Annotated in this window: 11 protein-coding genes and 2 tRNA genes; 10 read left to right on the top strand and 3 right to left on the bottom strand. The window is 48.1% G+C overall.

What is annotated here, in order from left to right; genetic code table 11:
- Positions 1-336: 336 nt before the first annotated feature.
- The gene (locus IX315_RS02560; protein WP_425325372.1) at positions 337-1,503 is read left to right on the top strand and encodes an AIR synthase related protein; all 1,167 of its coding nucleotides are present in this window, start codon (positions 337-339) and stop codon (positions 1,501-1,503) included.
- Positions 1,504-1,506: 3 nt separating this feature from the next.
- Entirely contained in the window at positions 1,507-2,595 is a 1,089-nt protein-coding gene (prfA, locus tag IX315_RS02555; protein WP_134848863.1) for a peptide chain release factor 1, read from the top strand.
- A gap of 133 nt (positions 2,596-2,728) precedes the next feature.
- On the opposite strand, the gene IX315_RS02550 is transcribed toward prfA, so the two are convergent.
- Positions 2,729-3,562: a uroporphyrinogen-III synthase gene (locus IX315_RS02550; RefSeq protein WP_211837128.1), complete on the bottom strand. Its 834-nt coding sequence runs from the start codon at positions 3,560-3,562 to the stop codon at positions 2,729-2,731.
- Positions 3,563-3,889: 327 nt separating this feature from the next.
- Here IX315_RS02550 and IX315_RS02545 point away from each other — a divergent pair.
- The 8 genes from IX315_RS02545 to IX315_RS02510 all read left to right on the top strand — a co-directional run bounded on the left by IX315_RS02545 (position 3,890) and on the right by IX315_RS02510 (position 10,352).
- A tRNA-Leu gene (locus IX315_RS02545) sits at positions 3,890-3,973 on the top strand.
- Positions 3,974-4,001: 28 nt separating this feature from the next.
- Positions 4,002-4,085, top strand: a tRNA-Leu gene (locus tag IX315_RS02540).
- A gap of 159 nt (positions 4,086-4,244) precedes the next feature.
- Positions 4,245-5,588, top strand: coding sequence for a signal recognition particle protein (gene ffh / locus IX315_RS02535; protein WP_211637300.1), 1,344 nt, complete (start codon positions 4,245-4,247; stop codon positions 5,586-5,588).
- Between the two features lie 103 nt (positions 5,589-5,691).
- Positions 5,692-6,588, top strand: coding sequence for a bifunctional methylenetetrahydrofolate dehydrogenase/methenyltetrahydrofolate cyclohydrolase FolD (gene folD / locus IX315_RS02530; RefSeq protein ID WP_018358263.1), 897 nt, complete (start codon positions 5,692-5,694; stop codon positions 6,586-6,588).
- Positions 6,589-6,714: 126 nt separating this feature from the next.
- The gene (locus IX315_RS02525; RefSeq protein WP_211837127.1) at positions 6,715-8,808 is read left to right on the top strand and encodes an HD family phosphohydrolase; all 2,094 of its coding nucleotides are present in this window, start codon (positions 6,715-6,717) and stop codon (positions 8,806-8,808) included.
- Positions 8,783-9,352, top strand: a complete 570-nt coding sequence (locus IX315_RS02520) for an RNA polymerase sigma factor (RefSeq protein ID WP_211637302.1) — start codon at positions 8,783-8,785, stop codon at positions 9,350-9,352. Before IX315_RS02525 ends, IX315_RS02520 begins: the two co-directional genes overlap by 26 nt.
- 77 nt (positions 9,353-9,429) lie before the next feature.
- Complete coding sequence (locus IX315_RS02515) at positions 9,430-9,825, top strand: hypothetical protein (protein ID WP_018358266.1); 396 nt, start codon at positions 9,430-9,432, stop codon at positions 9,823-9,825.
- Between the two features lie 5 nt (positions 9,826-9,830).
- On the top strand, positions 9,831-10,352 hold the full coding sequence (locus tag IX315_RS02510) for a hypothetical protein (RefSeq protein WP_026215644.1): 522 nt from the start codon (positions 9,831-9,833) through the stop codon (positions 10,350-10,352).
- Positions 10,353-10,508: 156 nt separating this feature from the next.
- On the opposite strand, the gene ispF is transcribed toward IX315_RS02510, so the two are convergent.
- Both ispF and porV read right to left on the bottom strand, forming a co-directional pair.
- Entirely contained in the window at positions 10,509-10,994 is a 486-nt protein-coding gene (gene ispF / locus IX315_RS02505) for a 2-C-methyl-D-erythritol 2,4-cyclodiphosphate synthase (protein ID WP_211637303.1), read from the bottom strand.
- Between the two features lies 1 nt (position 10,995).
- Positions 10,996-12,129 carry a type IX secretion system outer membrane channel protein PorV gene (gene porV, locus IX315_RS02500; protein WP_211637304.1) on the bottom strand — a complete coding sequence of 378 codons (1,134 nt, stop codon included), beginning with the start codon at positions 12,127-12,129 and terminating at the stop codon, positions 10,996-10,998.
- Between the last annotated feature and the right edge of the window lie 2 nt (positions 12,130-12,131).

Raw genomic sequence — 12,131 nt, 5'->3', positions numbered from 1 at the left:
TATCATTCCCTCCTTATTCCCCATAAATCCAGCGACAAAGATACACACATATTTGTAAACACCAAAATCAACACGAGAACCACACAATACAAAATTAGCAAAACGCACTTCAGATCAATAGTTGATCACACTGTTAACATATCACAATCTCATAATACTATAGCCCATAGTGTATAAATAATCCTCACATATACTATAAGAGGTTAACCCCTAAGACACGACACTTGCCACGTAATCATTCTCTCTCATGTTGCGACTACGCTGAAAGAGATATGCGGTGGCTTGGCGTAAAATTGGTAAATTTGTGACTCATTACACACCTATATTATAGATATGATGGATAAGGAATTGTACCAAATGAGGGGGGTATCCGCCGATAAGGAGGACGTACACGCCGCTATTAAGCATATTGATAAGGGGCTCTTCCCCCAAGCGTTTTGCAAGATATTGCCCGACTTGCTCGGCAATGACCCCGACTACTGTAGCCTGATGCATGCCGATGGAGCGGGGACGAAGAGTAGCCTCGCCTATGCTTACTGGCGGGAGACGGGCGACCTCAGTGTATGGAAGGGGATTGCTCAGGATGCCATCGTGATGAATCTGGACGACCTGATCTGTGTCGGGGCGGTGGACAACATCCTTATCTCTAGTACCATAGGGCGAAATAAGCACCTCATCCCTGGCGAGGTGATCTCGGCCATCATCAATGGTACGGAGGAGCTATTGGAGCAACTCAGGGCTCTGGGTGTGGGCATCGTCTCCACAGGCGGTGAGACTGCCGATGTGGGCGACCTCGTTCGTACGATCATCGTGGATAGCACCGTAACGGCACGCATGAAACGTTCGGAGGTAATCGATAATGCGCGCATCAAAGGGGGCGACGTGATTGTGGGGCTTGCCAGCTATGGTCAGGCGACGTACGAGGAGCGCTACAATGGCGGCATGGGCAGTAATGGGCTTACTTCGGCAAGGCACGATATCTTCAACCATGAGATAGCTCGGAAGTACCCGGAGTCGTACGACGGCACTCTGCCCGATGAGGTGGTCTATGTAGGTCAGCGTGGACTGACGGAGCAGGTAGAGGGGCTGGACATAGACTACGGTAGGCTAGTGCTCTCCCCTACCCGCACATATGCCCCTATCGTGGCTAAGATGCTTAGGGAGATGCGTGGCGCAGTTCATGGCATGGTACACTGCACGGGGGGCGCGCAGACCAAGGTGCTTCACTTTGTGGAGGGAAAGCGTATTGTGAAGGACAATTGGCACGCTGTGCCACCGCTCTTCCAGACCATTGCCCGTGAGGGTAAGACGCCTGCGAAGGAGCTGTACAAGGTGTTCAACATGGGGCACCGCCTAGAGGTCTACCTCCCCGAAAGCGAGGCGCAGCAGGTGATCGCCCTATCGGAGAGCTTCGGTGTCCCTGCCAAGATTGTGGGTAGGGTAGAAGAGGCCCCAACGAATGAGCTGGTACTAGAAACGCCTTACGGCAGATTTGAGTATTGATAGATGGGACAACCCTTTGACCTACTAGCCCGCACGGCTGGACTTAAGGATAGATTTGAGGAGGTGCAGGTGCTGATCACGGACCCTAATGTGATTAGCGACCAGAAGCGCTTTATGCGCCTGAGTAAGGAGTATAAGGAGCTGGACTTGGTCAACCAAAAGACGGACGAGTACCGTACGCTCTTAGCCAATCAGAAAGAGGCGCAGCAGATTATCCGTGAGGAGAGCGACGACGAACTCCGGCACATGGCGGAGGACGAATTGGAAGCTATCAAAGAGAAGCTCCCTGCCCTGGAGGAGGAGATAAAGCTACTCCTGATCCCCGCCGACCCTGAGGACGACAAGGATGCCATCATGGAGATCCGCGGCGGCACGGGCGGTGATGAGGCGGCCCTCTTTGCGGGCGACCTATATAAGATGTATACGAAGTACTGCGAGAGCCAAGGCTGGCGGTGCAGTGTTACTTCGTATAGCGAGGGATCGCTCGGGGGCTTCAAGGAGATTGTTTTCAAGGTAGAAGGCGATGGGGTTTATGGCAAGCTGAAGTATGAATCGGGCGTGCACCGTGTACAGCGAGTACCAGCTACGGAGACCCAAGGGCGTGTGCATACCTCGGCAGCTACGGTGGCAGTGCTTCCTCAGGCCGATGAATTCGACGTGGAGGTCAAGGAGTCGGACATCAGGGTGGATACCTTCTGTTCGTCGGGAGCCGGTGGACAGTCGGTGAATACCACCTACTCTGCGGTACGCCTCACGCATATCCCCACAGGCATTGTGGTGCAGAGCCAAGACGAGCGCTCGCAGCTGAAGAATAAAGCACGTGCTATGGAGGAGCTCCGTACGCGTATCTATAATATGGAGTACCAAAAGTACATTGACGAAATCTCCTCTAAGCGCAAGACCATGGTCAGTACGGGCGATAGGTCGGCCAAGATCCGCACCTATAATTTCCCTCAAGGACGTGTGACCGATCACCGCATCGGGCTCACGGTGTATCAGCTGGATGATGTACTGAATGGCAATATCCAACAATTCATAGACGCCCTTACGGTGGCGGAGAATGCTGAGCGCCTCGCCTCGGCAGAGATGTAAGGCTCCAGTTATTGGTTATTCCAAAAAACTTTCCATGCTTGGAAACTATATTTTCCAAGCATGGAAAGTTTTGTTTCCAGGAATGGAAAGAATTGTTTCCACCGTAGGAAACACCCCTTCGATTGTTGTATTACTACTTATCTGCCTCGGAGAAGGCGTTCAATAGGGTAGCGAGGAGATCCTCCTCGTGAGGGGTTGGGGATTCATAAATAGTGGTAAATCCATTTTCTCTAAGTTCCTTAGAGGTGACTGGACCAATACTCACTACTGCGGGACGAAGATCCGACACGCCGACCCATGACCTTACCCCACTAGGGCTATAGAATAGAACCACCTTAGGCTCCTGAGTCAACTGGGATAGCTCTTCACTGAGTGCTGGATGCCCAACTACCTGATAAATCTCGAGACGAGTATAGGTAGCCCCTGCACCTTCCAGTGTCTTTTGGATAAAGTCGCCTGCGATATCGCATGTAGGTTGGATAAAGTGGTATGCACCGATAGGCTTTTCAGAAGCCTCGAAGTACTTAAGTAGCTCTTCTGCCATGCCTTTGGTGGTCTCCACACTACTTACAAGGTCGCACTTGTAACCACTCTCCTCTATAGCTTTCTGTGTCCCCGTACCGAGTGCCATTACCTTGGCCCCCTTTGGCAATGAATCTTGTGCCACAAAATACTCTACCGCTCTAGGCGAAGTGAATAGGAACACAGGCTGCTTGCCCTCCTCTACCACAGGCAACTCGAAAGGCATTGGTTGCGTCTGAATCATAGGTACCACACGATAATCATTGTCGGGAGCGGCGGACTTGAGTTGCTCCAAAAGCGTAAGGCACCTTTCTTCCTCACGTCCGAGGATGACAAGAGGCTTATCCTCACCGATTTTTACACTGTCTTGCTGTGCAGCCATTGGTACTGCAGTCATAAATAGTGCTGCACACAGCAGCGATAATCCAAATGTCTGTCGTCTCATATTATTCTAATCTATAATGAGCATCTGAGGGTGTTTCCCTGCAGATGTTAGGATGCTGAAAGGTACAAAATTCTCTGAGACTAGCACGAAAGTAATGACTTAGATAGTGGGACATTAATACTTATTCATAAAGACACAACAAGCTACCTATTATATAATGTGTGGATATGCTCTGTTCTTTAGTTTTATTATAAGGTTCTTACGATTTGGCTTAGTTGCCCTTCTGACATACTAGGAGGCTATTGAATCTACGGGATATCTTAGTAGGTGAAAATATTTGGAGAATTAGTTTCTTTTGTGTACCTTTGCGTTCGCAATCCTACAAAGGCCCAGGTGGCGGAATTGGTAGACGCGCTAGTTTCAGGTACTAGTGTTAGCAATGACGTGCAGGTTCGATTCCTGTCCTGGGCACAGAGGTAGAATTGGGAAGACATATTTTGCGCAGGTGGCGGAATTGGTAGACGCGCTACTTTGAGGGGGTAGTATCGGTTTCGATGTGTGAGTTCGAGTCTCATCCTGCGCACTTTTTCTTCATGATGGCTTCAAGCATGCTTGGAGCCATCTTTTTGCCATACAGTGCTTCAGTCTACAGAACTATTGCAAGTATAAGCGTCTCGCTATGTGGTGATAAATTGGTAAGTTTGCCAGATAAGAGACTTTAATAATATACTAAGATATAGAGATGTTTAATAATCTTTCGGACAGATTAGACAGAGTGCTGAAAGGCCTAAAGGGCGAGGGCACTATCACTGAACTTAATATAGCAGACACCATTAAGGAGGTGCGCATAGCCCTACTTGAGGCGGATGTCAACTACGATGTGGCGCGCGACTTTACCAAGAGGGTACGCGAGAAAGCGATAGGCGAGCGTGTACTTACGGCGGTAAAGCCTGGGGAGCTGATGGTGAAGATTGTCCATGATGAGCTGACTGCCCTGATGGGTGGTGAAACATCGGAGATTCGACTAGACGGCAAACCTAATATCATCTTGATGAGCGGTCTGCAAGGTTCGGGTAAGACAACGTTCTCGGGCAAGCTAGCTAAGTATCTGCGTGAGAAGCGTGGGCAGAAGCCTCTGCTCGTAGCTGGCGACGTGTACCGTCCTGCTGCAATTGAGCAGCTCCGTGTGGTGGGTGAGCAGCTTAAGGTGCCTGTCTATATGGAGGAAGGGAATAAGAACCCCGTAGAGATTGCCACCCATGCAGTGGAGAAAGCCAAGAGGGAAGGCTTTACGACTGTGATTATTGATACCGCTGGTCGTCTGGCTGTGGATGAGGTGCTCATGGAGGAGATTGCCAATATCAAGAAGGCAGTGAACCCAACGGAGATACTCTTTGTGGTGGACTCTATGACGGGTCAGGATGCAGTCAACACTGCGAAAGAATTTAACGACCGTCTCAATTTTGATGGCGTAGTCCTCACCAAGCTAGATGGTGATACTCGTGGTGGTGCTGCGCTTTCGATTCGTTCGGTAGTAGAGAAGCCGATTAAGTTTATAGGTACTGGTGAGAAGCTAGATGCTATCGATGTATTCCACCCTAAGCGTATGGCGGACCGTATCCTCGGCATGGGTGATGTGGTATCGCTGGTGGAGCGTATGCAACAGCAGTACGACGAGGAGAAAGCTAGGGAACTGGAGAAGAAGATTAGGAAGAATGAGTTTGACTTCGATGACTTCTTGGACCAGATAAAGCAGATCAAAAAGATGGGTAACCTGAAGGATCTGCTGGGCATGATACCAGGTATGGGAAAGGCTATCCGTGATCTAGATGTAGATGATAATGCTTTCAAGAGTATTGAGGCCATCATCTACTCTATGACCCCAGAGGAGCGCTCCAACCCTAAGATCATCAATGGCAACCGTCGCAAACGTATCGCAAGTGGTAGTGGTGTGGAGGTACAGCAAGTTAATCAGCTACTGAAGCAATTTGAACAAGCGAGAAAGGTGATGCAGCTCATGGGGGGCGGCGGCAAAAACAAGAAGGGTATGAATATGGCAGCACTACGCCATCTGGGACGGAGATAAAAACAATCGTAGAAGGTTAGTAGTTTATTAGCTAGAGAAGAGTCGGTTATCGGTGTACTGTACACCAAGAGGAAGACTCTTTAGTTACAAGAACATACATACTATGAGTTATCAATTATTAGACGGCAAAAAGGTTGCAGACCAAATGAAGGCGGAGATTGCAGCCGACGTGAAGGAAATAGTGGCTGCTGGACATAAGCCACCTCGCCTTGTAGCTATATTGGTAGGCAATGACGGGGGAAGCGAGACTTATGTGGCATCCAAGATGAAGACGGGGAAGGAGCTAGGGTTTCAGGATGAGCTCATCCGCTTTGACTCGGATGTGACTGAGGAAGAGATTCTGAAGACCATTGATAGACTGAATAAGGATGAGAGTGTGGATGGCTTTATTATGCAGCTCCCTCTGCCTAAGCATATCGATGAGCAGAAGGTGATTGAGGCAATCGACCCAAGCAAGGATGTGGATGGTTTTCACCCTATCAATGTAGGTAAGACGAGTATCGGTCTTCCTTCGTTTGTATCGGCTACACCTGCAGGAATCCTTGAGCTACTCAAGCGCTACAATATTGAAACAAAGGGGAAGCACTGTGTAGTACTAGGGCGCAGTAACATTGTGGGCAAACCGATGGCACAGCTGATGATGCAGAAGGCATACCCTGGAGATGCTACGGTGACTGTGGTGCATAGCCGCACTGAGGACATTGCTTCGATTACCCGACAGGCTGATATTATCATAGCCGCACTGGGCTCTCCAGAATTCCTAAAGGGGGATATGGTAAAGGAGGGTGTAGTAGTGGTAGATGTGGGGACAACTCGTGTGCCAGACACCAGTAAGAAGAGTGGCTTCAGGCTTTGCGGAGATGTGAAGTTTGACGAGGTGGCTCCAAAGGCTTCGTATATCACACCTGTACCTGGCGGTGTTGGTCCGATGACGATCATCTCCCTGATGCGCAATACCCTGATTAGCGCTCGTAGGCGTAGGGGTATGCAGGTGGATTGAGCTTTGACTCCCGCCACAAATGAATAAGGATTTCCCCGAGAAGGTGTGCCGATGTTCTTGTACCGCTAGATACATTGAGGCACACCCTCGGAGGATTTTTCGTATTAAACGTAATGGAATACACTTATGGCTCTCTATAGGTCTCAGAAAATTAAGAGCGCGCTGGTATTTTTGGTAGCTGCGGTGCTGATTACATTCCTCTACCCATCCAAGGTGAAGTTTAAGTACGACTACAGCCTTGGACAACCATGGAGGTACGAGGGTGTGCTTACGGCGCCATACAACTTCAATGTCTACAAGAGCGATGCACAGAAGGTGGCTGAGCGCGACAGCATTGAGAGAACGGAGGTCTCTTACTACACGATTGACCCCAAGGTGAAGCTTACAGAGCGCCATTTATTGACGGAGAACTTCTCTGCTGGGAATATGGGAGCTGAGGTAACTAGCGACTATATCCAGTATGCACTAAAGGTACTGGACGAAGTGTATGACCAAGGGATTCTCTCTAATGAGAACTACGAGGCTCTCGCAGCTCAGGAGCAAGGCTATATCTATCTAGTAGATGAAATGAATGTAGCCAAGAAGAGAGAGTTAACGGAGTTATTTAATGCGAGGAAAGCGTATGACTACGCAATCAATAATGCGCCACCTAAGATAAAACCTGAGGTACTACAGCAAGTAAACTTTGAGAAGTATCTACTGAGCAACCTCAGTGTAGATGAGCTAAAGACGGCACAGATGCAGAGTGCGCGACTAGCGACTCTGACGGAGGTGGTAGGGGAAGTGCAGAAAGGAGAACGTATCGTAGGAACTGGAGATGTGGTGACTACTGATATTTACCAGATGCTAGAGGGATATAGGATGGCGTACGAGAAAGCATCTAAGTCCAAGAGCGAGAACTTCATCCTCTTTGCTGGGCAACTCGTACTCATCGTGCTCCTTTTCGGAACACTCTACACCTATTTATTGGCATTTAGACCAGAGCTCATGAAAGAGACGAAGAATATTCTATTCATATCGTCTAATGTAACGCTCTTCACTATATTGGCTTTCTTGCTGATTCCCAATCAGCCAGAAATTACCTATATGTTGCCACTGAGTATGGTGGCGATACACATTCGTATCTTCCTGGATAGCCGAACTGCGGCGATTACCCACCTAGCAACCGTACTAATGGTCTCCTTGGTGGTGCCTTCGCCCCTTATATTTATCATCATTCAGGTGGTAGCTGGTAGGATTGTATTGGTTACGCTCCGTAATCTTACTCAAAGAAGCGACCTCATTAGGACTAGTTTCTCCGTATTCTTTGGTATGGTAGTCGTCTACTACGCCATGACTTTTGCCTTTGAGGGCATTCCGCAGACGATGGACTGGAATATCATCTTCTACTTCACTATCAACTTTATCTTCCTGATGTTTACCTACCTGATGGTATATGTCATCGAGAAGAGTTTTGGTTATGTATCTAGTATCAGCCTTGTGGAGCTAGCCGATATCAATAAGCCATTGTTACGCCAGCTTAGCGAGGTAGCACCAGGGACTTTCCAACACTCGCTAAATGTATCGACCCTTGCCTCAGAGGCAATCGACGAGATCGGTGGTGATATCCGACTGGTAAGGAGCGGCGCATTGTATCACGATATAGGAAAGATGAAAAACCCTACTTACTTCACCGAGAACCAAGGTGCTAATAACCCCCACGACCGTCTCTCTTACGACCAGAGTGCCAAGATTATCATCAAACATATCACCGATGGTATTGAGATGGCGGAGAAAGCCAATCTACCTAAGCCTATCATTGACTTTATTCGTACGCACCATGGCCTGGGGATGACGAAGTACTTCTACATCAAGTACAAGAACGAGAACCCCAACATGATTGTGGACGAGAGCATATTCCGCTACCCTGGTCCTAATCCGTGGACGAAAGAGCAAGGCGTGCTGATGCTAGCGGATGCCGTAGAGGCCTCCTCGAGAAGCCTTAAAGAGATTACCGAGCAGGTGCTGATAGATCATGTGAATAAGATTGTGGATAGCATCGTGGCTGATGGGTATCTCAAAAATACGCCGCTGACGTTCCGTGACATTGAGAAAACCAAATATATCTTTACGGAGAAGCTGCGCAATATGTACCACTCGAGGATAGATTATCCTGAGCTCACGAGGGAGAAGAAAACCGAGGCTGATAGCAAGAATGAAGATACCAACCAAAATATCTGACGAACAGCTAGTAGAACTACTTCAGAACAAGAAGGATAGAGAGCAGGCATTTGAGTACCTGGTAGACAAGTACTCGCAGCAACTCTATGCCGTGATCCGAAGGATAGTCTACCGCCACGAAGATGCCGATGATATACTCCAGGACACCTTTATAAAGGTATGGAGGAATATCGATAGCTTCAAAGGACAATCCAAGCTAAGTACCTGGATGTACTCTATTGCCACCAACGAAGCATTGTCATTCCTCAGGCGAGAGAAAGCAAACCGAAAGCTCCCACTTACCACTGAGGAGTACGACCTAGCTGAGATGCTCACCAGTGACCCTTACTTCGACGGCGATGAAGCGGAAGCACAATTTATGGCTGCGATAGACAAATTACCCGAAAAGCAAAAGATTACTTTCGAGCTTCGCTACTTTCAGGACCTTCCCTACAAGGAAATATCAGAGATTACCAACACGAGCGAGGGTGCTCTGAAAGCTAATTACCACCATGCCATTAAGAAGTTAAAAGGGTTTCTTGGTATTGATAATACCGAAGAATAGAAAATTTGCTCAACATAGATTAAACCATTATTCCCACCAATCGTCAAAGAGGTGTAAATAGATAGCAGATAAGTAATATGACCGGAGAGGAGAGAATACATAAGATGGAAAGGAATCCCCTTCACCCATTCAGCACACCAGAGGGCTACTTTGAGTCCTTCAAGGATCGGCTGATGGCGCGAATAGCAGAGGAGGAGGTTCAAGTTATTCCACAGAAGCCTAAGCCACTCGATGTACTGCGCCCTTATCTATATATTGCTGCGGCAATCGTTGGACTAGTATTGGTGCTTAATCTAGTGCCTAATTTATTTGATAAAGGGATAGAGAGTACAGGTATCGAATTACGAGCCGAAGATATGTCGAAAGACCAATTTGAGCAGTTTCTACTGGACGACACCACAGAGGACTACTGGGGCACTGTGCTTCTCGAGGATATGGACAACGAAAAGAATATAATCTCTAGCTCTAGATAATATTTATGAGAAGATTTATGACTTGGGCAGCTATTGCCTGTATCGGCTGTACAGTTACGACTACGGCAATAGCCGAAGTAGCCACTACATACGAAGCCAATGCACAGACACAACTAGATAGTCAGCGTCCTAGAGGAAGAGGGCAGAATGGCGGGAGGATGTCTATGGTAAAGCCTCAGCAGTATGCTCAGGATAGACTGGATGCTATAGCTAAGGCTGCCGAGCTTACCGAAGAGGAGAAGGCAATAGTGGGAGCCGAACTAAAGAGATACGATGATATCAGAGTACAGACTTGGGTAGAGACTCGAAAGGTATACGACGAGATGACTCAGCTTGGGGATAGAGCAGGCGATAAGGATTATCGCGATAGTATACAAAAACTAGTAGATCTAAGCGCGAAGAGGCAAAAGGCCAATCAAGACTTTATTACCTTATTGACACAAAAGCTACCACCCAAGAAGGCGTATCTCGTACATAGGAGCTATAAAAGATTCAATGCCTACACTGCGCGTAAACTTAGGCAATAACAGCAAACCAGTTCGCACTTCTGGGAAATAAGTGCATCATACAATTAGTGTTAGTTAATTGAGTTTAGTTGGTCGAGCCATAGTCATAGGTTTATGACTATGGCTCGATTTTTATTTGTCACTCTATATCAACCAACAGACATAGTACTCTGCCAATCACGGCAGGTATACCAATGCCGTAGCGAGTGCTAGAATACCCTCCTTGCGACCAGTAAAACCCATCTTCTCATTGGTCGTTGCCTTAATAGAAATCTGATTCGGCTCCACACTCAGTATCCCTGCAATCACTGACTGCATCGTCTCCACATGCGGATTTATCTTAGGTTGCTCGGCAACGATTGTGGCATCTATATTACCAATCTTGTATCCCTCTTTAGCCACCAGCGCCCCTACTTCCTTCAGCAACACCTTCGAGTCTGCCCCCTTGTACTTGGGGTCGGTATCGGGGAAATGGTATCCTATATCTCTAAGCGCCAAAGCACCGAGCAAAGCATCGCTTATAGCATGGAGCAAAACATCTGCATCGGAGTGCCCCTTAAGTCCCAATGGGTAATCGATCTTAACGCCACCGAGCCATAGTTCACGCCCCTCCTCGAATCGATGAACATCATACCCATGCCCTATTCTATATGGTACCTTCATACTAGAAATTGACACCGAGTGATAGTCTAAACGTATTATTCAGAGGCGAATTAGCCTGTGTAGCTATGAAATAGGAGATATCCACTTTTGCCCACTCATAGACAAATCCACCACCCAAGGTCATTCCCCCATTCGTTCCTTTGCTCTTATCCTGATGGTGGTAACCAATACGTCCGAAGAGCTTATTATCATAGCTATACTCCGCACCCAAGCTCCATACCACCTCACGAAGCTCCTCAGAAGCCCCTCCCTCGGCATCGCCGAAAGAGACTCCCATCGCCTTCCACATACTCATAGCATAGTATCCCTCAGGCTTAATCCGATCTGTCGCAGTCAGCGTAGGCGCCATTACCTTATTGGCCTCGATATGCAGACCCACCTTATGCTCAGGCGTTGCCAATACATCCATACCTACACCCAAGCGCAAAATAGCAGGAGCGAATAGGTAGCTCTTACCGCCATCATAGCTCATCTTCCCTCCCACGTTATTGACCGCTATAGCCGCACGTAGGTCACCTCTCATCTCTTCGCCCAGACGAAGCTGAGTCTGATAAGTGGCTGATACATCCATCAATAGTTTATCCACCCGACCTTTCACCTCATTCACAGAATAGTTGTAGTCGCTTTTTAGATACCTCATGGATACCCCCAGTCCCCAGTGCTTGTTCAGAGCTATTGAATACCCAGCATCGAGTGCCAACTCGTATGGCATAATCGTAAGAGGGAGCAACATTTCACGCTGAAACGCCTGTGTCTGCCCGATATGGAAATAGCGTATCGAAGCCGCCACAGCATGATTAATCTCTCCTGTATTGCCCCAACCATAATAGCCAGCCAGCGTAGAAAGGCTGATATCCTTTGCCACCTCGGTGAGCCAAGGCGTATAACCAAAAGAAATACCCCAAGTCTTATCCACGAAAGCCAACTTGGAGATATTATGGTATAGAGCATAGGCATCTGCACTCGTAGTAAGCCCCACTTCACCCATACCAGCACTCCTCGCATCAGGCGTGATGGTGAGAATAGGTGCTCCTGTCACCACTGGATTATAACTTGTCCCCCCAGTCTGTGCCCTCATCGAGCACGCAAGAGACACCACTACCAATACAACACCACAAAGTCTTAGCTTACTCATAT

The organism is Porphyromonas levii (assembly GCF_018206105.1).
In the GTDB taxonomy this organism is placed as follows: domain Bacteria; phylum Bacteroidota; class Bacteroidia; order Bacteroidales; family Porphyromonadaceae; genus Porphyromonas_A; species Porphyromonas_A levii.
This window is presented reverse-complemented; position numbering and strand designations above follow the sequence as displayed.

What these genes read in the sequence shown, in the direction of transcription:
- IX315_RS02560 (WP_425325372.1), top strand. Translation starts at nt 337, where the DNA reads ATGGATAAGGAATTGTACCAAATGAGGGGGGTATCCGCCGATAAGGAG.
- porV (WP_211637304.1), bottom strand. Translation starts at nt 12,129, where the DNA reads ATGAGTAAGCTAAGACTTTGTGGTGTTGTATTGGTAGTGGTGTCTCTT.
- ffh (WP_211637300.1), top strand. Translation starts at nt 4,245, where the DNA reads ATGTTTAATAATCTTTCGGACAGATTAGACAGAGTGCTGAAAGGCCTA.
- ispF (WP_211637303.1), bottom strand. Translation starts at nt 10,994, where the DNA reads ATGAAGGTACCATATAGAATAGGGCATGGGTATGATGTTCATCGATTC.
- IX315_RS02525 (WP_211837127.1), top strand. Translation starts at nt 6,715, where the DNA reads ATGGCTCTCTATAGGTCTCAGAAAATTAAGAGCGCGCTGGTATTTTTG.
- folD (WP_018358263.1), top strand. Translation starts at nt 5,692, where the DNA reads ATGAGTTATCAATTATTAGACGGCAAAAAGGTTGCAGACCAAATGAAG.
- IX315_RS02515 (WP_018358266.1), top strand. Translation starts at nt 9,430, where the DNA reads ATGACCGGAGAGGAGAGAATACATAAGATGGAAAGGAATCCCCTTCAC.
- IX315_RS02550 (WP_211837128.1), bottom strand. Translation starts at nt 3,562, where the DNA reads ATGAGACGACAGACATTTGGATTATCGCTGCTGTGTGCAGCACTATTT.
- prfA (WP_134848863.1), top strand. Translation starts at nt 1,507, where the DNA reads ATGGGACAACCCTTTGACCTACTAGCCCGCACGGCTGGACTTAAGGAT.
- IX315_RS02510 (WP_026215644.1), top strand. Translation starts at nt 9,831, where the DNA reads ATGAGAAGATTTATGACTTGGGCAGCTATTGCCTGTATCGGCTGTACA.
- IX315_RS02520 (WP_211637302.1), top strand. Translation starts at nt 8,783, where the DNA reads ATGAAGATACCAACCAAAATATCTGACGAACAGCTAGTAGAACTACTT.